This window comes from Streptomyces alboflavus (assembly GCF_000716675.1).
Classification (GTDB): Bacteria; Actinomycetota; Actinomycetes; order Streptomycetales; family Streptomycetaceae; genus Streptomyces; species Streptomyces alboflavus.
The window spans coordinates 314,702-336,707 of record NZ_JNXT01000003.1; the positions used below are offsets into that span (position 1 = coordinate 314,702).

The window sequence follows — 22,006 nt, forward strand, 5'->3', positions numbered from 1 at the left end:
TCCGCCCCTCCTGGCGCCTAGGGAGCCCCTGTCGAGTCAGACTCAGCGGGCCACGGGATCGCCCCAGAGGCGGGCGTCCGGGTCGCCCCGTGTCCCGAGCCGTTCGGCGAGGAACGCGATGATCTCGTCGCGGGCCCGTACGGTCGGGTGGCCCTCCTCGTCGACCAGATGGGCGGTGACGACGCTGTGGGCGCAGCCGACGCTGTCGCGGAAGAAGGGCGGAGGGTCGGTGTTCGCCGCCTCGTCGGGCAGCACACGGCCGTCGAACGCGTCGCCGAGCAGCGCACGGTACGCCGCGAAGCGCTGGCCGGTGCACCACTTGTCGTTGCTGAAGCGGTACGCGAGGACCTTCAGGCCGTCGCGCTCGACGCGTTCGGCCACGGCTGCGGCGTCCTCGGCGCCGATCTCCAGGCCGCCGGGGTCGTCGAGCGGCAGCGACGGATGGTTCACCACCGGTGCGACGACCGCCGGTTCCAGGGCCATGGTGAGGGCGAAGTTGCCGGTGAAGCACAGGCCCACGGCGCCGACACCGGGCCCGCCGCGCTCGGCGTGCGCGAGGCGGGCGAGACCGCGCAGCCACGAGACGACGGGGCTGGTCCCGCCACCGGCGAACGCCCGGAACTCGGCGCTGACACAGGCGCGGCGCACGACGGCCTCGCCCGCGTCGACGAGCGGGTAGGCGCCGTCGGCGCCGAACAGGGACGGCATGTAGACGGAGAAGCCCGCGTCGCGCAGCCAGCGGGCGAACCGCGCGAGGTCGGGGCTGATGCCCGGCATCTCCGGCATCAGGACGACGGCCGGTCCCGACCCGCAGACGTACACGGTCCTGCTGATGTCATCGACGCCGACGGTCCTCCGGGAGAAGTCCCCAAGGAGGTCGTCGCGCTGCCCTCGCACGGTTGTCATGAGGCCCAGGATGGCGAGATGCTGCCCGAGGCGAGAAGCGGCGAGATCGCCATGCTTCACGGTGATCTCGCCACGGGCCGTGGCCGGCCCATGGCCGCGTCGGGCGAACGGCCGAAGGACCGAAACGTGGGAGGCAGTCGCCGCATGGTTCCGCTGCGCGTGAGTGTGCTGGCCTACCCCGGCTGTTTCGGGTCGGAGGTGTTCGGTGTCCTCGACCTCCTCACCATGGCCGGGCATGTGGCCGCCGCGCGCGGAGCGGGGGAGCCGTCGTACGAGACGTCGGTCGTCTCGCCCCGCCGGTGGGTGACCGTGTCCGGCGGCACGGGCGTCGACGTCTCGGCGATGCGCCCCGCGGACGTGCTGATCGTCCCGGGCTTCGAGATCTCACCGGCGCTCGACCTGGACACCGCCCTCGCGGACCTGAAGCCCGAAGTCGCGGCCATCCGCGGGCAGGCCGCCGCAGGGACCGCGGTCGTGTCGATCTGCGTCGGCGCCTTCCTCCTCGCCGAGGCCGGGCTGCTCGCGGGGCGTGCGGCGACGACCTCATGGCTGTACGCGGACCGGTTCGCGCGGCGCTACGCCGATGTGGCCGTCCGCTCCGAGCAGTTGGTGGTGACCGACCGCGGCGTGACGACCACCGCGGCCTTCAGCGCGATGTACGACTTCGCGCTCCGCTTCGTCCGCGAGCACGACGGCCCCCGCGTGGCCCGCGGCACGGCGCGCATCGCTCTGCTCGACGACGCCCGGGCCACCCAGTCCGCGTACGTGGACGTGGGGCTCCTGCCCGCCGTGGGCCGACGCTTCTCCCTCGGCGTGAAGCGGTGGCTCGACCAGAACCTGGGGGAGCGCTACGACCTGGCCGCCCTGGCCAAGGAGTTCGGCGTCAGCACCAGGACCCTGCTCCGGCGCTTCGGCGACGAGGCCGGCGAGACCCCTCTGTCCTATCTGCACACCGCGCGGGTACGCCGGGCCCGACACCTCCTGGAGACGACCGACCGCACCGTCGCGAGCGTCGCCGCCGACGTCGGGTACCGCAACCCCGGCGCCTTCGCCCAGGTCTTCACCCGCCACACGGGCCAGCGGCCGAGCACGTACCGCGCGGCCTTCCGCCGCCACGACACCCCGGGGCCCCCGGCGCCCACTCGGCCACAGCACGCGCCCGCCCGACCACAGCACGCGCCCACCCGAAGCGAACCCGCGCCTACCTGACCCGCGCCGCGATGGCCCGCGCGCACGCCATCGACTCGGCGTGCCCGGTGTCCACCTCCACGTCGTACACCATGCCCCGGTGGACCACGTCGGCCTGCGACGCGGCCATCCCGACGACGCGGTCCCCGCGCGCGACCTCACGGTCCGCGGCGATCGCGCCGTCGCACCGCACACCGACCCACAGCACCGGCAGCTCGCCCAGCGCCTCCCGCCACCGCCGCTGCGACTCGGCACCGCTGAGGAACACCTCGTCGACGATGATCCGCGCCCCCGCGCCGGCCATCGCGGCGAGCCCCGCGATCCAGGCCCCCTCCAGAGCCCGGAACTCCGGCCCGACGACGACTTCGCCGTCCGGGCCGAACGCGATCCCCGCGTCCGACGCCCGCATCGCCGCGGGCAACGCGTCGACGAACGTGTCGACCCCGAAGGCCAGCCACGGCTCCGGCAGGAGGGCCTGCAGACACCGCACGATCCCGGACTTGCCCGAGCTGGAACCACCGTTGAGAACGATCACCTGGGTTTTCACGGCGCCACAGTAGGCATCCGGTGACGCCACGCCAAACGAATTCCGCCGGAGGTCAGTGCTGGATGAGACCCCCGACCGTGACAGGCGCCACATGCCCGGTCGGCGGCTCCGTCCGTGCCAGGCCGAGGCCGATGTCGACCAGTGACGACCGCCGGAGGCGGGCGACGTCGGGGATCGGGGTCCAGCGTGACTCGGCGATCTCGCCGTTCGGCTCGGGGCGGAGGCGGCCGCCGGTGATGCGGCAGCGGTAGAAGACGCCGACGTTCTGGTGGTCGGGCAGGCCGGGCGCGCGGTCCGCCGCAGGGATCAGCCGCGAGTCCACGCCCAGGAGGCGTTCGACCACCGCGTCGCAGCCCGTCTCTTCGGCCACTTCCCGGATCACCGCGTCGAACGGATCCTCCGCGTGCTCGACCCTGCCGCCCGGGAGGGTCCAGGTGGACACGCCGCTCGGCGACACGTGCCGGGCGAGAAGCACCCGGCCGTCCTCGACGCACACGGCGTACGCAGCGAGCCGGAAACTCATCCCGTACCTTTCGGAAACTTCCTGGCGGACACCCTCACGGCGCCCGGATCCTGCTGACGGACAGCGGGCCGTCCGACACGGCCACCGCGGACGTGCCGGACAGCCCGGGGGCCGACGGCGGCCTCGGCTACGACGACACCGGCACCGGAGTCGCGCAGCTCGGCCCGGACACGGACTGCTCCGCGCCGTCGCCCGGAACCATCACCTGCACATGGTCCAGGAGGACCGCCACCACCTCGTCGAGATCGAGCCGCCTCTCGACGGCCCGCAGCTGCGGCAGCCCCGCCCGCGTGCTGACCCGCGGCGGCGCGAGCAACTGGCAGCAGTCCTCGTCGGGGAGCACCGAGATGCCGGCCGTGCCGATGGCGTGCGCCTCGTCGATGATCTCCTGCTTGTCCCAGCCCACGAGCGGACGCAGCACGGGCAGCGAAGCCGCCTCGTCCACCGCCGCCATGTTCGCCAGCGTCTGGCTCGCGACCTGCCCGAGGCTGTCGCCCGTGACCAGGGCCTCGGCCCTGGTGCGCGCCGCAAGCGCCGAGGCGGTGCGCACCATCAGGCGGCGCTGCGCCACCACCTGGAGGCGGCCCGCGCCCGCGACGGCGAGTTGCTTCTGCGCCTTGCCGAGCGCGATGACGTGCAGTCGGCCCGGGGGCTGAAAGCGGTTCAGCTCACGCGCCAGGGCGTACGCCTTGTAGACGGACGAAGGGTTCGTGTACGGGGCGCCGTTGAAGTGCACGAAGTCGCAGGACAGGCCCCGGCGCATGGCCCGGTGGGCGGCGACGGGGGAGTCGTAGCCACCGGACAGCAGGACCAGGGCCCGGCCGCTCGACCCGACGGGGAGCCCCGACAGGCCGGGCAGACGCGTCCAGGACAGATACGTCTCCTTGCGGTCGATCTCGACCGACAGCAGCACCTCGGGCCGCTTGAGGTCCACCGTCAGCTGCGGCAACGCCTCCTTCACGCGGGCGCCGACGTGGACGTCCACCTGGGACGAGGTCAACGGGAACTGTTTGTCGCGGCGCCGGGACCGCACGGCGAAGCTCCGCACCGGCCGGTCCGCGAGCAGTCCCCGCAGCGCGTCGACTCCGGCGCGCGTCACGTCGTCGAGCGTGCTGGGGACCCGGATCGCCGGCTCGACCGAGGCGAAGCCGACGACCCGCCGGGCCCGTTCCACGAGGGCGTCGAGCGGCACCTCGCCGCCCAGGACGGTGACGTTCTGGGTGTCCTTGATCCATGTCGACCCGCCGATGCCGCGCAGGGCGATCCGCAGGTTGTCGTGCAGCCGCTCGGTGAAGCGGTGCCGGTTGCGTCCCTTGAGGAAGATCTCGCCGTGCTTGAGCCGCACACAGGGGCTGTACGCGGGCGTCGCCCCGGGTGCGGGCGGCACGGGTGGTGCGGACTCGGGCATCAGAAGTCCCAGTCGTCGTCGGCCGTGTCCTCGGCCTTGCCCATGACGTAGGACGAGCCGGAACCGGAGAAGAAGTCGTGGTTCTCGTCCGCGCCCGGGGACAGCGCGGCCAGGATCTCCGGGTTCACCTTGGTCTCGGCGGCGCCGAAGCGGGCCGGGTAACCGAGGTTCATCAGCGCCTTGTCGGCGTTGTAGCGGACGAACACGGCCACGTCGTCCATCAGGCCGAGCGGTTCGTACAGCTCACCGGAGTAGCGCAGCTCCAGCTCGTACAGCTCCTCCAGCAGCTCGTGGGTGAAGGCGTGCATCGCCTCCTGCTCGGCGGCGGAACGCCGCTCGAGGCCGCGCTGGTACTTGTAGCCCGAGTAGTAGCCGTGCACCGCCTTGTCGCGCAGGATCAGGCGGATCATGTCGGCCGTGTTGGTGAGCAGGGCGTGCGTGGAGAAGTGCAGCGGGAGGTAGAAGCCCGCGTACAGGAGCAGCGAAGAGAGGAGAGTGGAGGCGACCTTCCGCTTGAGGGGGTCGTCGCCGTTGTAGTGCCGGAGGACCGCCTTGCAGCGCTGCTGGAGGACGTCGTTGCCCACGGCCCACTCGTAGGCGTCGTCGATCTCCGGAGTGGTGGCGAGGGTGGAGAAGACCGAGGAGTAGCTGCGGGCGTGCACGGCCTGCATGAAGGCGATGTTGGTGTACACCGCCTCTTCGTGCTCGGTGCGCGCGTCCTGGATCTGCACGATCTCGCCGACGGTGGCCTGCACGGTGTCGAGCATCGTCAGACCGGTGAACACCCGCATGGTGAGGGTGCGTTCCTCGGCGCTCAGCCGCTGCTGCCAGGCGCCGGTGTCGTTGGAGAGCGGCACCTTCTCGGGCAGCCAGAAGTTCGAGGTGAGCCGGTTCCACACCTCCAGGTCCTTCTCGTCGGCGACCCGGTTCCAGTTGACGGGGCGCAGCCGGGCGGCCGGGTCGTGGCGGTAGGACGGGGGTGTCACCGACGCTTCGATGAGCGGGGCGGGGGTGGTGGTCATGGTGCGTACCTTCGAGAGAGCGGCGGGTTCGGCGGCTGTGTCACAGGGTGCAGGCCAGGCAGTTCTCGATCTCGGTTCCGGCCAGGGCCTCCTGGCGCAGCCGGATGTAGTAGAGGGTCTTGATGCCCTTGCGCCAGGCGTGGATCTGCGCCTTGTTGAGGTCGCGGGTGGTGGCGGTGTCCCGGAAGAAGAGGGTCAGGCTCAGGCCCTGGTCGACGTGGCGGGTCGCGGCCGCGTAGGTGTCGATGATCTTCTCGGGGCCGATCTCGTACGCGTCCTGGAAGTACTCCAGGTTGTCGTTGTCCAGGTGGGGCGCCGGGTAGTAGACGCGCCCGAGCTTGCCCTCCTTGCGGATCTCCACCTTGGCGGCGATCGGGTGGAGGGAGGCGGTGGCGTCGTTGATGTAGCTGATCGAGCCCGTGGGCGGCACGGCCTGGAGGTACTGGTTGTAGATTCCGTCCCGCATGACGGCCGCCCGCAGCTCGCGCCAGTCGTTCCGCGTGGGGAGGGCGATGCCCGCGTCGGCGAACAGGGCGCGCACGCGCTCGGTGGCCGGCTCCCACGCCCGCTCGGTGTACTTGTCGAAGTACGAGCCGTCGGCGTACGCGGAGTCCTCGAACCCGGCGAAGGCCGTGCCGCGCTCGACGGCGATGCGATGCGAGGCGCGCAGCGCGTGGTACGTCACGGCGTAGAAGTACTGGTCGGTGAAGTCGACGCCCTCCTCGCTGCCGTAGTGGACGCGCTGCGAGGCGAGGTAGCCGTGCAGGTTCATCTGGCCCAGGCCGATGGCGTGCGAGAGGTCGTTGCCGTGGGCCACGGAGGGCACCGCGTCGATGTGCGACTGGTCGGAGACGGACGTCAGACCGCGCACCGCCGCCTCCACCGTGGCGCCGAAGTCCGGCGAGGCCATGGCGGCGGCGATGTTCAGCGACCCCAGGTTGCACGAGATGTCGCGGCCCACGGTCTCGTAGCCGAGCGAAGGGTCGTATGTGCTGGGCGTGTTGACCTGGAGGATCTCCGAGCACAGGTTGGACATGTTGATCCAGCCCGGGATCGGGTTGGCTCGGTTCACCGTGTCCTCGAAGAGGAGGTACGGATAGCCCGACTCGAACTGCAGCTCCGCGACCGTCTTGAAGAACTCACGGGCGCTGAGCGTCGTCTTGCGGATGCGCGGGTTGGCGACCAGCTCGTCGTAGTGCTCGCTGACCGACAGGTCCGACAGCGGCTTGCCGTACTCACGCTCCACGTCGTACGGCGAGAACAGGTGCATGTCCTCGTTGCGCTTGGCCAGTTCGAAGGTGATGTCCGGCACGACCACGCCCAGGGAGAGGGTCTTGATGCGGATCTTCTCGTCCGCGTTCTCCCGCTTGGTGTCCAGGAACCGCATGATGTCCGGGTGGTGGGCGTGCAGATACACCGCGCCCGCGCCCTGCCGCGCGCCGAGCTGGTTGGCGTAGCTGAAGGAGTCCTCCAGGAGCTTCATCACCGGGACGACGCCGGACGACTGGTTCTCGATCTTCTTGATGGGGGCTCCCTGCTCGCGCAGGTTCGTCAGGAGCAGCGCCACACCGCCGCCGCGCTTGGACAGCTGGAGCGCGGAGTTGATGCCGCGTCCGATGGACTCCAGGTTGTCCTCGACCCGGAGCAGGAAGCAGGAGACGAGTTCGCCGCGCTGGGCCTTGCCCGCGTTGAGGAAGGTCGGCGTCGCGGGCTGGAAGCGGCCGGTCAGCATCTCGTCGACGAGGCGGGACGCGAGGGCCTCGTCACCGGCGCCCAGATACAGGGCGGTGGCGACGACCCGGTCCTCGTAGCGCTCCAGGTAGCGGCTGCCGTCGAACGTCTTGAGCGTGTACGACGTGTAGTACTTGAACGCGCCCAGGAACGTGCGGAACCGGTGCTGATGGGCGTCGGCCTGCCGGTGGAGGGCCTCGACGAACTCCCAGTCGTAGCGGCGGATCGGCGCCGCTTCGTAGTAGTCGTTGTCGATCAGATAGGTGATCTTCTCCTTCAGCGTCGGGAAGGTCACCGTGTTCGGAATGACGTGCTGGAGGAAGTACTGGCGGACGGCCTCGCGGTCCTGGTCGAACTGGATGCGGCCGTCGCAGTCGTACATGTTCAGCATGGCGTTCAGCGCGTGGTAGTCCTTGCGCGTCCCGACCGACTCGCGCGGGGCGGCGGGCCCCGTGACCGCCGTGGCGGCGGCGCTCACGCCGCCGTCCGCGTCCGCTGCTCCGCCCGCCGCGGCTGCTCCGTCGAAGAGTGTCGTGTCCAAAACCTCTCAAGTCCTTCCCGTACGGCGCGGACGTCGTGGTCCGTGCCCAGCAGCTCGAATCGGTACAGCTCGGGAACCCCGCACTTCGCCGAGATCACCCGTCCGGCCAGGCAGTAGTCCGCGCCGAAGTTGGTGTTGCCGGAGGCGATCACCCCGCGCAGCAGCGCCCGGTTGGCCTCGATGTTCAGGAACCGGATCACCTGTTTGGGGACCGCCCCGGCGCGTTCGCCGCCGCCGTAGGTCGGCACGATCAGCACATAGGGCTCGGTGACCAGGGGCGTGCCCTCGCTGCGCGGGTGCAGGGGGATGCGCGTGGCGGGCAGGCCGAGCCGCTCCACGAAACGCCTGGTGTTCTCCGAGACGCTGGAGAAATACACGAGACCGCTCACCGGTCGCCGCCTCCTCTCGCTCGTACCCGTCTCCTCCGAGAACCGGGGAGGGGGAGCGGCGGCGCGTGAGGCGGTCGCCCGGAGCGGCGGCCACGAGGGCACGCCGGACCCGGAGTCCGTACGGCGGCCACGGAGCCCTCCCACGGGGCCTCGAAGCGCGTACGCCGCTCTTCGGCGTACGCACCGGTGGCAGGTCTTCGGACTCGCGGGCCCGTCCTCCCCGAAGGAGGACACCTACTGGCCGTCGCTTCCCGGGCCCCGTTCGTCGGGCCCAGTGCGTGTGACGGCGGTCGTTCCCGCTCACCGCTGCGGGGCAGTCCCGGATTCCCACCGGGTTCCCTCTTGCCTCGCCCGGCACCGGAGTGCCTGGCGAACCACCAGCGAAGCCAACACTACATCTAGAGCGCGGCGGGCGCCTGTAGCCCAGATGTTGTGTCGCGAGCGAAACTTAGGTATACCTAAGTCCGCGGTCGTTCGGGGGAGCGACCGCCGCGTCCGGTGCGCCCTGCTCCGGTGATGGCGCGCATCTGGTGCGCGCGTCGCCGTATCTCGGTGACCAGTTCCGGACGGGTGTCCGCGGGGCCCGAACTCGGCGTCCGGGGCGGGGTGTCGTCGTCGAGCGCCTCGACCAGGGTGTCCAGGAACTCGGTCATGTCGACGAGTGTGTCGCGCAGCATCCGCAGCCTCGCGGTCTGGCTTCCGAGCTGTCTGCGGGTGGCGAGCAGGCTCTCGAACTCCTTCACGGCCACAGCCATCATGGGCTTGCCGTCCACGATGATCTCCTGCGGTCTGTTGTTCCGCACCGATGGCCCCCTTCGCGCCTTGGTCAGAGCGGTGCCCTGAGGTACCGGCGACAGGGTGGGAGCGCGAAGGCATGACGGACGGGACGGAATCGACCCCGCGAGGCATGGCGCGATCGTCCGTCCGATCTGTACGCCGACCCGCCCTCGAGGTCACCGGGATGTCCGTGCGCGGAGTGGTCCGCACGCGGGCAGTTGGCAGGTCTTCGGACTCGCGGGCCCGTCCTCCCCGAGGGGGGACACCTACTGGCCGTCGCTTCCCGGGCCCTGTTCGTCGGGCCCAGTGCGTGTGACGGCGGTCGTTCCCGCTCACCGCTGCGGGGCAGTCCCGGACTCCCACCGGGTTCCCTCTTGCGACGGCCCCGCCTGGCGGGCGGGTCGAACCAGCTGCTGCGGCCAGCCTACGGGCTGTCGATCCGCGCGGAACAGCGCCGTGGGAATCCGTAAGGGCACCCCGCCCGGCACGGCCGGGTGGGGGTCACTAGGGGGTGACGGGAATGGGAGCAACTGCTACACATGGGGACGTCAAACCTGCGGCACGGGGAAGCCGGTGAGAATCCGGCACGGTCCCGCCACTGTGACCGGACGAGCCCCCGCTCCCGGAAGTCAGATCGCCGTCCGCGGGTACCACGACGAGGCCCACGAGGATGGAGCCGAAACGTCGGGGAGTCCCCTGCATGCCTTGCCGCGTCTTCTCCAGCACAAGCGGAGCCGCAGCCGCCCGTTCTCCGCACAGGGACGGGGCGGACCTGCCCTGATGTGAACGGCGCGCGGCGGCCCGGGCCTTCGAGGCCCCGCGCCGCGGCCCGCCTGACTCTCCAGTCGTACGCACATCCTTGAAGCAAGCATGTCCATCGCCGTGGACCACCTCAGGTGGCCCGGCGAAGCAGGCACAGCGTTGTGCCGCTGTTTCCGCGTGGCCGGCTCCGGGCGACTTCGTACCCGAAGACCGGACGGCCGACGCCGAGGCTCGCCCCCGCCCCAACAGGGTGGGCGGCAAGACGGCACGGAAACGGTCCCTCGGGCCAGGTGCCCCCGTGCTCACCCGCGCCCCCTGCGCCGACCCCGCGTGTCACCCCCTCCCGCGGCGGCGTCCACCTGCCCTCCCGGCCCGCCCCGACGCCGCGGCCCGGGTGCGAAGAGCGCCCACGCGCGGCCGACGGCGCCCGCCGGACCAGGTAACCCCTCAACGACAACCGCTCAGGAAGGACGCCCGGTGACTCACCTGCGCACCACACCGGCCGAAACCCCGCTCGGCGACAGCTTCCACCTCTACGACACCACCTTGCGCGACGGCGCCCAGGGCGAGGGAATCTCCTACTCCGTCCACGACAAACTCGCCACGGCCCGCTTACTGGACTCGCTCGGCGTCGGCTTCATCGAAGGCGGCTGGCCCGGCGCCCTGCCCAAGGACACCGCCTTCTTCGCGCGTGCCGCCACCGAACTCGACCTGAGGCACGCGGCGCTGGTCGCCTTCGGCAGCACGCGCAAGGCGGGCCGCAGAGCGGACCAGGACCCGCAGGTCCGCGCGTTGCTGGAGTCGCACGCCCCGGTGATCACCCTGGTCGCCAAGACCGACAGACGACACATCGAGCGCGCGCTGCGCACGGACGTGGCGGAGAACTGCGCGATGGTCCGGGACACCGTCCGCTTCCTCAGGGCCGAGGGGCGCAGGGTGTTCTTCGACGGCGAGCACTTCTTCGACGGGTACGCCGACGACCCCGACACCGCGCTGCGCGTCCTGGACGCGGCCATGGCGGCGGGCGCCGACGTCGCCGTGCTCTGCGACACCAACGGAGGCCAGCTCCCCGGCCGTCTCGCCGACACCGTCGCCCAGGTCATCGAGCGCACCGGATTCCGGATCGGCATCCACTGCCAGGACGACACCGGATGCGCCGTGGCCAACACGATCGCGGCCGTCGAGGCCGGCGCCACCCACGTCCAGTGCACCGGCAACGGCTACGGCGAACGCACGGGCAACGCGGACCTGTTCGCGGTCATCGGGAACCTCGCCACCAAGCTGGACCTGCCCGTGCTGCCGCCTGAGCGACTGCCCGAACTCACCAGGACGGCCCACGCCGTGGCCGCGACCGCCCACGTCAGCCCCGACCGCCACCAGCCCTATGTGGGCGCCGCCGCCTTCGCGCACAAGGCGGGTCTGCACGCCAGCGCGATGAAGGTCGACCCCGGGCTCTATCAGCACATCGACCCGGACGTCGTCGGCAACGCGTCCCGCATCCTGGTGACGGAGATGGCCGGGCGCGCCAGCCTGGAGCTGAAGTGTCTTCAACTCGGCCTCGCCATCCAGGACACCGAGGCCGTCACCCGCGCCGTCACCCGCGTCAAGCGACTGGAGGCCGACGGCTGGTCCTTCGAGGCCGCCGACGCGTCGCTCGAACTGCTCCTGCACGAGGAACTGGCCGACACGGCCGCGGGCGCGAACGGAACGCGACGGCACCCCCAGGCCTTCACGCCCCTGACCTACCAGGTCGTCGAGCGCCGCGCCACGGACGACCGCGTCACCTTCGAGGCGAGCGTGCGGCTGCGGGTGGAACAGTCTCCGGGCGCCTCCGGCGCCACGCCGAGCCCGGACGGCGGCCGTCCTTCCGAGGGCGGCACCAGGGAAGCCGGTGCGACGTCCGAGGGCGAAGGGCCGGTCGGCGCCCTGGACTCGGCCCTGCGCCGCGCACTCGCCCCGTGTCTGCCGTGGGTCGCGGAGACCGTCCTCGTCGGCCACAGCGTGCGCGTCCTCGACAGCGCTTCCGGCGGCCCCGCGGTGACCCGCGTGCTCGTCGTCACCCGGGACGCGGAACGTGAGTGGACCACCGTCGGCGTCCACACCAGCGCGGCCGCGGCCGCCCTGCTCGCGCTCCGCGACGGCCTCACCTACAAGGCCGTGAGCGACGCACGCTCCCGCGCGAAGACCAAGGCGACGGTCCCCGGCCCTTGAGGCACGTCACAGCCCTAGAGGGACGTCACGAGGCACACCGCGTACCGGCCCGGCCCGCCCGGACGAATCGCTCGAAGGATCCCAGGAACACAGGAACATGCAGGCATCACGCGGAAGAGGTTCGACGATGAATGACTCCACGACCGGCGCGCCACCGGCCGGCGCGGAACTGGAGGTTCTGGCCGAGGTCGAGGACCGGGTGCTGTGGCTCTCCTCGGCGATCGTCCACCACGCCAACCGGGTGCGCCCGAATCCGTCCGGCCTCAAGGTCGGCGGGCACCAGGCGTCGTCCGCGTCGATGGTGTCGATCATGACGCTGTTGTGGTTCCGGCATCTGCGGCCCGAGGACCGGGTCTCGGTGAAGCCGCACGCGTCCCCGGTGCTCCATGCGATCAACCACCTGCTCGGGGAGCTCGACGCCTCGTATCTGACGCGGCTGCGGGAGTTCGGCGGCCTGCAGAGCTACCCGAGCAGGACCAAGGACCCGGACCCGGTGGACTACTCGACCGGGTCGGTCGGCATCGGCGCCACCGCCACGATCTGGGGCGCTCTCGCGCGCCGCTACACGGCCTCGGCGGGGGGCGACCCGGGCACGGGACGCCAGTACTCGCTGCTCGGTGACGCCGAGCTGGACGAGGGAGCGATCTGGGAGGCGGTCCTCGACCCGGCGGTGGCCGACCTCGGCGAGATCGTCTGGGTCGTCGACATGAACCGGCAGTCGCTGGACCGGGTCGTGCCCGGCATCGCGGCCGAGAAGCTCCGCGGCATGTTCGCCGCCGCCGGGTGGCAGGTCCTGACGGTGAAGTACGGCCGGTTGCTGGAGGAGATCTTCGCCCGCCCCGGCGGCGACGAACTCCGCCTGCGCCTCGACGAGATGACCAACCCCGAGTACCAGCGGCTGCTGCGCTGCGACGGCCCCGACCTCCGCCGGCGACTGCCCGGCACCGGACCGGCCGCACCCCGCATCGCCGAACTGATCGCCGATGTCGACGACGACACCCTCGTCGAGGCGGTGGCCCACCTAGGCGGCCACGACCTGCACGCCCTCGACGCCGCCTTCACCGCGATCGACGACACCCGGCCGACCGTCGTCCTCGCGTACACCGTCAAGGGCCACCGCCTGGCGACGAAGGGGCACCCGCAGAACCACTCGGCGCTCCTGACCACGCAGGAGATGCGGGACCTCGCCGCCCGCGTCGGCGCGGACCCGGACGACCCGTGGCGTGCCCTCCCCGCCACCGGAGAGGCGCACCGCCTGTGCGAGAAGAGGGGCGAACTGCTGCGCCGCCCGGCCGTCGAGCGGTCCGTGCCGCCCGAACTGCCCACGGACTTCGGCCGCACCCCCAAGGGAGCGGGCACCACACAGGCGGCCCTGGGCCGTGTCCTGCTCGACCTGACCCGGCAGGCCCCCGGAGCCGCCCGCAGGATCGTGACCGTCAGCCCGGACGTCAGCTCCACGACCAACCTCGGGGGCTGGGTGAACAAGGTGGGCGTCTGGTCCCCGCAGGAACGCCGGGACTGGTTCGCCGACGACGCGGAGACCATCCTGCACTGGCGCGAGAAGCCCACCGGACAGCACATCGAACTGGGCATCGCCGAGACCAACCTGGTGGGCCTGCTGTCCGAACTCGGCGCGACCTGGAGCCGCTGGGGCGAACCCCTGCTGCCGATCGGAGTGCTGTACGACCCGTTCATCGAACGGGCGCTGGAACCATGGTCCTACGGAATCTACGCGGGCGGACAGTCCCTCCTCGTCGGCACCCCGTCCGGCGTCTCCCTCGCCGCCGAGGGCGGAGCCCACCAGTCCCTCAAGACCCCGTCGATCGGCCTGCAACAGCCGGGGTGCGTGACGTACGAACCGGCCTTCGCGCTCGACACCGAATGGGCCCTGCTGGCCTGCCTCTCCCGGCTGGGCCGCGCCGACGGAAGCTCCTCCTACCTGCGCCTCTCCACCCGTCCCGTGGACCAGTCGCTGGCCGCCGTCCCGGCCGATCCGGCCGCTCGGGAGCGGCGCCGCCGCCACGTCGTGGCCGGGGCCTACCCGCTGCGGCGGCGCACCGGCGCGCAGGTGACCATCGTGGCGATGGGGGCGGTGGTCACGGAGGCCCTGGCCGCGGCCGACCGGCTGGAGCAGGAGCAGGTGGCCGCCGACGTCGTCTGCGTGACCAGCCCCGATCTGCTGTACCGAGCCCTGCGTGCCCGGCAGGGCCACGACGAGCAGGCCGACAGCTGGATCCTGGACCAGGTGTTCCCCGCGGACCGCGCCACACCGCTGGTCACGGTTCTCGACGGCCATCCGCACACGCTGTCGTTCCTGGCCACGGTCAACAAGGTCGCGACCAGCGCACTCGGGGTCACGGGGTTCGGCCAGTCCGGTTCGCTCGCCGACGTCTACCGGCACCACGGGATCGACGCCGACAGCATCGTGGGCGCCGCCCTCGACGTCACCGACTGAGGCCCGGGGCCGGGGCACCCGCGGGTGCCCCGGCCCCGGGAGGGACGGCGGTCAGGACGCGGACAGCTCCCCGCGGACCGTGCGGGCCGCCGCGACCAGGTTCTCCAGCGAGGCGCGGGTCTCGGGCCAGCCGCGGGTCTTCAGGCCGCAGTCCGGGTTGACCCACAGGCGCTCGGCGGGGATGGCCTCAAGTCCCTTGCGCAGCAGGGCCGCGGCCTCGTCCGTGCCCGGCACGCGCGGGGAGTGGATGTCGTAGACGCCGGGGCCCGCCTCGCGCGGGTACCCGTGCTCGGCCAGTTCCCGGGCCACCTGCATGTGCGAGCGGGCGGCCTCCAGGCTGATGACGTCCGCGTCGAGGTCGTCGATGGCCTGGACGATGTCGCCGAACTCGGCGTAGCACATGTGCGTGTGGATCTGGGTGTCGGGCCGCACCCCGCTGGTGGTGAGGCGGAAGGACTCGGTGGCCCAGTCCAGATAGGCCGGGCGGTCGGCGGACCGCAGCGGCAGCGTCTCGCGCAGCGCGGGCTCGTCGACCTGGATGACCGAAGTCCCGGCGGCCTCCAGGTCGTTCACCTCGTCGCGCAGGGCGAGGGCCACCTGGCGTGCGGTGTCGCCGAGCGGCTGGTCGTCGCGGACGAAGGACCAGGCGAGCATGGTCACGGGGCCGGTGAGCATGCCCTTGACCGGGCGCTCCGTCAGGGAGTTGGCGTACGACGTCCAGCGCACCGTCATCGGCTCGGGCCGCGAGATGTCGCCGGCCAGGACCGGCGGGCGGACGTAGCGGGTGCCGTACGACTGGACCCAGCCGTGCTGTGTGGCCAGGTAGCCGGTGAGCTGCTCGGCGAAGTACTGCACCATGTCGTTGCGCTCGGGCTCGCCGTGCACCAGGACGTCGATGCCGGTCTTCTCCTGGAAGGAGATGACCTCGCGGATCTCGTTCTCGATGCGCTGCTCGTACCCGGCGGTGTCGATGCGCCCCGCGCGCAGGTCGGCGCGGGCCGCGCGCAACTCCGTGGTCTGCGGGAACGAGCCGATGGTGGTCGTGGGAAGCAGCGGCAGGCCGAGGTGGGCGCGCTGGGCGGTGGCCCGCTCGGTGTACGGCTGCGAGCGGCGGCCGTCGGCGTCGGTGACGGCCGCCGCCCTGGTCCGGACAGCCGGGTCGTGGGTGATCGCGGAACCGGCGCGGGATGCCAGGTCGGCCCGGTTGGCGGCGAGTTCGGCGGCGATGGTGTCCGTGCCCTGCGCGAGGCCCTTGGCCAGGGTGACGATCTCGCCGGTCTTCTGCTGGGCGAACGCGAGCCAGCGCAGGATCTGCGGGTCGATGTCCCGCTCGGCGGCGGCGTCGATCGGGACGTGCAGGAGGGAGCAGGAGGCGGCGACGTCGACCTGGTCGGCGAGGCCGAGGAGCGTCCCCAGGGTGGCCAGGGACTTCTCGAGGTCGTTGATCCAGATGTTGCGGCCGTTGACGACACCGGCGACGAGACGCTTGCCGGGAAGGCCGCCCACCGCGGCGAGGGCGTCGAGGTTGGCGGCGGCCGCGTCCGTGAAGTCGAGGGCGAGTCCGTCGATCGGGGCCTTCGCCAGGACCGGCAGGGCGTCGCCGAGCCGGTCGAAGTAGGAGGCGACGAGCAGCTTCGGCCGGTCGGTGAGGGCGCCGAGGTCGCGGTAGGCGCGCTCGGCGGCGTTGAGGTCGGCCGGGGTGCGGTCCTGGACCAGGGCGGGCTCGTCGAGCTGCACCCATTCGGCGCCGGCCGCGCGCAGGTCGGCGAGGACGGACGCGTACACGGGAAGCAGCCGGTCCAGGAGGGTGAGCGGCTCGAAGTCCGCGGCCACGCCGGGCGCGGGTTTGGCGAGCAGCAGGTACGTGACGGGGCCGACCAGGACCGGGCGGGCGGCGAGGCCGAGGGCGAGGGCCTCCTTGAGCTCGGCGACCTGCTTGGTGGAGTCGGCGCTGAAGACGGTGTCGGGGCCGAGCTCCGGCACGAGGTAGTGGTAGTTGGTGTCGAACCACTTGGTCATCTCGAGCGGTGCGACGTCCTGGGTGCCGCGGGCCATGGCGAAGTAGCCGTCGAGGGCGTCGGCGTCGACGGCGGAGCGGTGCCGCCGGGGGACGGCGCCGACCATGACACTGGTGTCCAGGACGTGGTCGTAGTACGAGAAATCGCCGGTCGGCACCTCGTGGACACCGGCCGCCGCGAGGCGCTGCCAGGTGGAGCGGCGCAGCTCCGTCGCGGTCTCCTTCAGGGCTTCCGCGGTGACGCGGCCCTTCCAGTACCCCTCGATCGCCTTCTTGAGTTCACGGCCTGCGCCCTGACGGGGGTAGCCGTACACGGTGGCCCGTGCTGCCGCGGCTGCGGGCTTCGCTGTCACGGAAATCTCCTTCGCGAGATGACTCCTGAGAATCCCGGGACGGGACACGGACGCGAAGGGATGACGAACAGGACGGGCCGCACACACGCCACTGGCACGGTGCTCCGCCTGTATGCACGCCGACCCGCCCACGAGGTCACCGGGATATCCGCACGCGATCGGTCACGTACGGGCAACGGGCAGGTCTTCGGACTCGCGGGCACGTCCGCCGAGGCGGACACCTACTGACCGTCGCTTCCCGGATCCGCGGCCGGATCCAGTGCTCATGACGGTGGTCGTTCCCACTCACCGCTGCGGGGCAGTCCCGGATTCCCACCGGGTTCCCTCTTACGACGCGCCTGCCTGGCGGACAGGGCGAACCAGCTGCACGCGTCAGATTAGAGGGTGGACGCGCTCCTGGGCAGCGGTGTTCACATTCCGGAACGTGAGATGAGACACGGGTCGGGGCCGTTTGGGCGCACGCCCGCACGGCCCCGACCTCGGCACGCCCTAGTGGAACTGCTCCTCCTCGGTGGAGCCGGAGAGCGCGGTGGTGGAGGAGGCCGGGTTGACGGCGGTGGACACGAGGTCGAAGTAGCCGGTGCCGACTTCACGCTGGTGCTTGACGGCGGTGAAGCCGTGCTCCTGCGCGGCGAACTCCTTCTCCTGCAGGTCGACGTACGCGGTCATGCCGTGGTCGGCGTAGCCGCGGGCGAGGTCGAACATGCCGTGGTTGAGGGAGTGGAAACCGGCCAGGGTGATGAACTGGAACTTGTAGCCCATGGCGCCCAGTTCACGCTGGAACTTGGCGATCTGGTCGTCGTCGAGCGCGGCCTTCCAGTTGAAGGACGGCGAGCAGTTGTAGGCCAGCATCTGGTCGGGGTGCTCGGCGTGGATGGCCTCGGCGAACTCGCGGGCCTGGGCGAGGTCGGGGGTGCCGGTCTCGACCCAGATGAGGTCGGCGTACGGGGCGTAGGCGAGGCCGCGCGCGATGACGGGGGCCATGCCGTTCTGGACCCGGTAGAAGCCCTCGGCGGTGCGCTCGCCGGTGACGAACTCGGCGTCGCGCTCGTCGACGTCGCTGGTGAGGAGGTTGGCGGCGAGCGCGTCGGTGCGGGCCACGATCAGGGTCGGCACATCGGCGATGTCGGCGGCCAGGCGGGCCGCGTTGAGGGTGCGGACGTGCTGGGCGGTGGGCACGAGGACCTTGCCGCCGAGGTGGCCGCACTTCTTCTCGGAGGCGAGCTGGTCCTCGTAGTGGATGCCGGCCGCGCCCGCCGCGATCATCGCCTTGGTCAGCTCGAAGGCGTTCAGGGGGCCGCCGAACCCGGCCTCGGCGTCGGCCACGATCGGGGCCAGCCAGTCCACGGCCGAGTCGCCCTCGCTGGTGGCGATCTGGTCGGCGCGCAGCAGCGCGTTGTTGATGCGGCGGACCACCTGCGGCACGGAGTTGGCCGGGTAGAGCGACTGGTCGGGGTAGGTGTGCCCGGCCTGGTTGGCGTCGGCGGCCACCTGCCAGCCGGACAGGTAGATCGCCTGCAGGCCCGCCTTGACCTGCTGCACCGCCTGGCCACCGGTCAGCGCGCCGAGCGCGTGCACGTAGTCGAGCTCGTGCAGCTGGCGCCACAGCCGTTCGGCGCCGCGCCGGGCCAGGGTGTGCTCCTCGCGGACGCTGCCGGACAGCCGCACGACGTCCGCGGCGCTGTAGGTGCGCTCGATCCCCTGCCACCGCGGGTCGGTCGCCCACCGCCGCGCGAGCTCCTCGGCCGTCGCCGTCGTCGTCCCTGCCTGTGCCATGACCGTCTCCCGGAGATTCGTGAACTGTGCGAATATCTGGCACTGAGTGCCTGGTCGATCTGGGTGCGGCTCGCCAGGTCCGTACGTGGACAGGTGAGCAATGCTGCCGATTCGGGCGGAAAGGGCCGGGATCTCCGACGTCAGGGCATGAGTTCGCGCCCCGGTTCCGCTCCGCCCGCTGGAGTCCGGCGAGCCGCGGTTCGACTGTGACATCGGCACTCAGTGCCAGCAACCGAGGAGAGGTGCCAACTTCTGCGAATCTTCCACGGCGGTTCTGCCAACTCTGCGAAGGCTGGAGAGGCGGATTCCGGGTGACTACGATCGCGGTCACGCAGACGCCGCGGGTGGGCCGGGCGCGGGTGAGCCGCGCGGGCGGGGCAGCAGCAGGTGGGCCGAAGGGACGGGAGTCACGAGTGAGCAAGACGTACGCGGGAGCGCGGCTGCGGCGGCTGCGCGAGGAACGCCGGATGAGCCAGGCCGACCTGGCCAGGACCCTCGCCATCTCGCCGAGCTATCTGAACCAGATGGAGCACGACTCCCGCCCGCTCACCGTGCCCGTGCTGCTGCGCCTGACCGAGGCGTTCGGCGTCGACCCGGGCTTCTTCTCCGAGCGCGACACCAGCAGGCTGGTGGCCGACCTGCGGGACGCCCTCACCGGCGAGGTCTCCACCGGCCAGGTGTCCGCGACCGACCTCTCCGACCTCGCCTCCCGCATGCCCGCCGTGGCCACGCTCCTGGTCGACCTCGGCCGCCGCAACCAGCGCCTCACCGAGCAGCTGGCCGAAGCCGCGGAGGGGCGGGGGCCCGGCCCGGTGGCGCAGCCGCGCTCGGCCCACGAGGAGATCCGCGAGTTCTTCTACCGGCGCCAGAACTACCTCCACGACATCGACCTGGCCGCCGAGCAGTTCGCGGCGGAGCTAGGCATCCGCCCCGGCGAGGTCGTCCGCGTCCTCTCCAAGCGCCTCACCGACCACCACGGAGTACGCATCGCCGCGGACTCCGACGAGCTCCTGCACCACTACGACCCGGCGGCCCGCGTCCTGCACCTCTCCGGCCGCCTCCGCCCCGGCCAGCAGGCGTTCCGCTTGGCCACCCAGCTCGCGCTCCTGGAACACACCGACCAGATCTCCGCCCTCGCCACGGAGGACTTCGCGCCGGGCTCCGCGGCCTGGCCGCTGGCCCGCATCGGCATCGCCAACTACTTCGCCGCCGCGCTGATCCTGCCCTACCGCCGCTTCCACGCCGCGGCCGAGGAGTTCCGCTACGACATCGAGCGGCTCTGCGACCACTTCGGCCTCGGCTACGAGACGATCTGCCACCGCCTCAGCACCCTCCAGCGGCCCCGGCTGCGCGGCGTCCCGTTCTCCTTCGTCCGGGTCGACCGCGCGGGCAACATGTCCAAGCGCCAGTCCGCCACCGCCTTCCACTTCTCCCGCGCGGGCGGCACCTGCCCGCTGTGGAACGTGTACGAGGCGTTCGCCGCGCCCGGCCGCATCCACGTCCAGGTCGCCGCCATGCCCGACGGGCAGCGCTATCTGTGGACCGCCCGCGCGCTCACCCGGCACCGCGGCGGCTGGGGCGAGCCCGGAAAGACCTTCGCCATCGGCCTCGGCTGCGAGATCCGCCACGCCTCCCGCCTCGTCTACTCCGACGGCCTCGACCTGGACAACACTTCGGCGGCCGTCCCCATCGGCATGGGCTGCCGCCTCTGCGAACGCACCGACTGCCCCCAACGGGCCGTGCCCCCGCTCGACCGCAGCCTCGCGATCGACGAGAACAGCAGCACCTTCGTGCCCTACCCGGTGGTGGGGGAGCGACAGGGCAGGGCCTGACGGGTCAGGCGTCGCCCGACGTCACGACCGGATAGGGCACGTACGTCCGGCGGTCCGGGTCGACCGCGAGGCGCCCGCCGGCCGGGGGCCGGGCCCGCTGGGCGCAGTCGCGGCGCTCGCACAGGCGGCAGCCCAGGCCGATGGGGGTCGCCGCGCGCGGGTCGTCCAGGGCGACGCCCTCCGCGTAGACCAGGCGGTGCGCGTGGCGCAGCTCGCAGCCGAGGGCCACGGCGAACTCGGCGCGCGGCGCGTGGTGTCCGGCTCCGCCTCGGGTGACCGTGCGCGCCACCCAGAAGTAGCGCTTTCCGTCGGGCATCTCGGCGACCTGGGTGAGGATCCGGCCGGGCGCCGAGAACGCCTCGTAGACCGTCCACAGGGGGCAGGTGCCGCCGAGCCGGGAGAAGTGGAAGTCGGTGGCGGACTGCCGCTTGGAGACGTTGCCCGCGCGGTCCACGCGCAGGAACGAGAAGGGCACCCCGCGCCGCCCGGAGCGCTGGAGGGTGCTGAGGCGGTGGCAGACGGTTTCGAAGCCGACGCCGAACCGTGCCTGGAGCAGCTCGATGTCGTAGCGCAGCTCCTCCGCGGCGGCGAGGAAGGCCGCGTACGGCATCAGCAGGGCGCCGGCGAAGTAGTTCGCGAGGCCGATGCGGGTCAGCGCCGCGGCCTGCGCGGACGTCGGCCCGGCCGCGTCGACCAGTGTGTCGAGCAGCGGACGGTACTCCAACAGGGCGATCTGGGTGGCGAGTTGGAACGCGCGCTGGCCCTCGGTGAGCCAGGGGGAGAGGAACAGGAGGCGGCTCGTCGGGTCGAAGCGGCGGGCGTCCGCGGCGCGTTCGGGCGCCGCACGCACCACCGTGACGTGATGGTGGTCGGCCAGGCGCCGCTCCAGGACGTCGGTGGCCGGGCGGGACGGTTCGAGGCCCCAGTCCCTGGCCGCGCGTTCCGCCGCGCTGTCGAGCGGTTCGAAGTGGTTGTGGTGGGTGTAGAAGAAGTCGCGGACCTCGTCGTGCGGTTCGGCCGGGGGCAGGGCGACGCCCGGCGTGTCGGCCGAGGCGAGCGCGGCGACCTGCTCGGCGGCGTCCCGGTAGCGGTGGTGCAGGGCCACCAGGGCGCGGGCCACATCGGGGTGGTCGCGGGCCACCTCGACGGCCTCCTCCGGGGTGGCGGTGACGCCGGTGGCCTCGTCGCTGAGGGCGGCCCGGAGATCGGTGGCGAGCCGTTCCTCCGCCGCCTCCGAGAAGAACTCGGGGTCGACGCCGAGGACCTCGGCGATGCGCAGCAGGACCGGCGCGGTCAGCGGGCGCTGGCTGTGCTCGATCTGGTTGAGGTAGCTCGTGGAGATGCCGAGCGAGCGGGCCAGTTCGACCTGGTTCATGCCGCGCTCGGCGCGCAGCCTCCGCAGCTTGGCGTGCGCGTAGATCTTCCGTGCGGGAGGCCGTGCCATGCGTGCCGTGCTCCTTTCCCCGCGGGCGTTGCCCGAGCGGTCCGCTGTTGCGAAGTTATCATCCGCACCTTTCGCAGAATTCGCAGTTTCGCAGCGCCCGGCGGTACGGATTTCGCAGATTGGA

The 22,006-nt window shown here is 71.7% G+C and carries 15 protein-coding genes and 4 riboswitches; of the genes, 4 read left to right on the forward strand and 11 right to left on the reverse strand.

Annotation, left to right across the window (positions count from 1 at the left end; all coding sequences use genetic code 11):
* Positions 1–42: 42 nt before the first annotated feature.
* Positions 43–906 carry a dienelactone hydrolase family protein gene (locus tag OO63_RS04255; protein WP_051810551.1) on the reverse strand — a complete coding sequence of 288 codons (864 nt, stop codon included), beginning with the start codon at positions 904–906 and terminating at the stop codon, positions 43–45.
* A gap of 126 nt (positions 907–1,032) precedes the next feature.
* Between OO63_RS04255 and OO63_RS04260 the strand changes: the two genes are divergently transcribed.
* Positions 1,033–2,115 carry a GlxA family transcriptional regulator gene (locus OO63_RS04260; protein ID WP_234310997.1) on the forward strand — a complete coding sequence of 361 codons (1,083 nt, stop codon included), beginning with the start codon at positions 1,033–1,035 and terminating at the stop codon, positions 2,113–2,115.
* On the opposite strand, the gene cpt is transcribed toward OO63_RS04260, so the two are convergent.
* The 7 genes from cpt to OO63_RS04295 all read right to left on the reverse strand — a co-directional run bounded on the left by cpt (position 2,108) and on the right by OO63_RS04295 (position 9,058).
* Positions 2,108–2,641 carry a chloramphenicol phosphotransferase CPT gene (gene cpt / locus OO63_RS04265; protein WP_169786596.1) on the reverse strand — a complete coding sequence of 178 codons (534 nt, stop codon included), beginning with the start codon at positions 2,639–2,641 and terminating at the stop codon, positions 2,108–2,110. The two genes, OO63_RS04260 and cpt, sit on opposite strands and share 8 nt — an antisense overlap.
* Positions 2,642–2,693: 52 nt before the next feature.
* Positions 2,694–3,164: an NUDIX hydrolase gene (locus OO63_RS04270; protein WP_030356558.1), complete on the reverse strand. Its 471-nt coding sequence runs from the start codon at positions 3,162–3,164 to the stop codon at positions 2,694–2,696.
* 127 nt (positions 3,165–3,291) lie between these two features.
* Positions 3,292–4,572: a tRNA uracil 4-sulfurtransferase ThiI gene (gene thiI / locus OO63_RS41250; protein ID WP_051810522.1), complete on the reverse strand. Its 1,281-nt coding sequence runs from the start codon at positions 4,570–4,572 to the stop codon at positions 3,292–3,294.
* Positions 4,572–5,594 (reverse strand): class 1b ribonucleoside-diphosphate reductase subunit beta, encoded by a 1,023-nt coding sequence (gene nrdF, locus OO63_RS04280; RefSeq protein ID WP_078618895.1) that lies wholly within the window; start codon positions 5,592–5,594, stop codon positions 4,572–4,574. Before nrdF ends, thiI begins: the two co-directional genes overlap by 1 nt.
* Before the next feature lie 40 nt (positions 5,595–5,634).
* Positions 5,635–7,866 carry a class 1b ribonucleoside-diphosphate reductase subunit alpha gene (gene nrdE, locus OO63_RS04285; RefSeq protein ID WP_030356561.1) on the reverse strand — a complete coding sequence of 744 codons (2,232 nt, stop codon included), beginning with the start codon at positions 7,864–7,866 and terminating at the stop codon, positions 5,635–5,637.
* The gene (gene nrdI / locus OO63_RS04290) at positions 7,800–8,255 is read right to left on the reverse strand and encodes a class Ib ribonucleoside-diphosphate reductase assembly flavoprotein NrdI (RefSeq protein WP_030356562.1); all 456 of its coding nucleotides are present in this window, start codon (positions 8,253–8,255) and stop codon (positions 7,800–7,802) included. Before nrdI ends, nrdE begins: the two co-directional genes overlap by 67 nt.
* A gap of 171 nt (positions 8,256–8,426) precedes the next feature.
* Positions 8,427–8,652: riboswitch (cobalamin riboswitch) on the reverse strand.
* 61 nt (positions 8,653–8,713) lie between these two features.
* On the reverse strand, positions 8,714–9,058 hold the full coding sequence (locus OO63_RS04295) for a hypothetical protein (protein WP_030356563.1): 345 nt from the start codon (positions 9,056–9,058) through the stop codon (positions 8,714–8,716).
* A 189-nt stretch (positions 9,059–9,247) separates the two neighbouring features.
* Positions 9,248–9,445, reverse strand: a riboswitch (cobalamin riboswitch).
* 139 nt (positions 9,446–9,584) lie between these two features.
* Positions 9,585–9,681, forward strand: a riboswitch (adenosylcobalamin (AdoCbl) riboswitch).
* A 590-nt stretch (positions 9,682–10,271) separates the two neighbouring features.
* Between OO63_RS04295 and cimA the strand changes: the two genes are divergently transcribed.
* Together cimA and OO63_RS04305 are read left to right on the forward strand one after the other, a co-directional pair.
* Positions 10,272–12,005 (forward strand): citramalate synthase, encoded by a 1,734-nt coding sequence (gene cimA / locus OO63_RS04300; RefSeq protein ID WP_030356564.1) that lies wholly within the window; start codon positions 10,272–10,274, stop codon positions 12,003–12,005.
* Positions 12,006–12,132: 127 nt separating this feature from the next.
* Positions 12,133–14,460: a transketolase-like TK C-terminal-containing protein gene (locus OO63_RS04305; protein ID WP_030356565.1), complete on the forward strand. Its 2,328-nt coding sequence runs from the start codon at positions 12,133–12,135 to the stop codon at positions 14,458–14,460.
* A 51-nt stretch (positions 14,461–14,511) separates the two neighbouring features.
* On the opposite strand, the gene metE is transcribed toward OO63_RS04305, so the two are convergent.
* Together metE and aceA are read right to left on the reverse strand one after the other, a co-directional pair.
* Positions 14,512–16,830 carry a 5-methyltetrahydropteroyltriglutamate--homocysteine S-methyltransferase gene (gene metE, locus OO63_RS04310; protein ID WP_030356566.1) on the reverse strand — a complete coding sequence of 773 codons (2,319 nt, stop codon included), beginning with the start codon at positions 16,828–16,830 and terminating at the stop codon, positions 14,512–14,514.
* Between the two features lie 161 nt (positions 16,831–16,991).
* Positions 16,992–17,209: riboswitch (cobalamin riboswitch) on the reverse strand.
* 110 nt (positions 17,210–17,319) lie between these two features.
* Entirely contained in the window at positions 17,320–18,606 is a 1,287-nt protein-coding gene (aceA, locus tag OO63_RS04315) for an isocitrate lyase (RefSeq protein WP_030356567.1), read from the reverse strand.
* Positions 18,607–19,019: 413 nt separating this feature from the next.
* Here aceA and OO63_RS04320 point away from each other — a divergent pair, with 413 nt between their 5' ends.
* The gene (locus OO63_RS04320) at positions 19,020–20,438 is read left to right on the forward strand and encodes a short-chain fatty acyl-CoA regulator family protein (RefSeq protein WP_030356568.1); all 1,419 of its coding nucleotides are present in this window, start codon (positions 19,020–19,022) and stop codon (positions 20,436–20,438) included.
* Between the two features lie 4 nt (positions 20,439–20,442).
* Here the strand turns inward: OO63_RS04320 and OO63_RS04325 are convergent, their stop codons facing one another.
* Positions 20,443–21,882, reverse strand: a complete 1,440-nt coding sequence (locus OO63_RS04325) for a short-chain fatty acyl-CoA regulator family protein (RefSeq protein WP_030356569.1) — start codon at positions 21,880–21,882, stop codon at positions 20,443–20,445.
* Positions 21,883–22,006 lie beyond the last annotated feature (124 nt).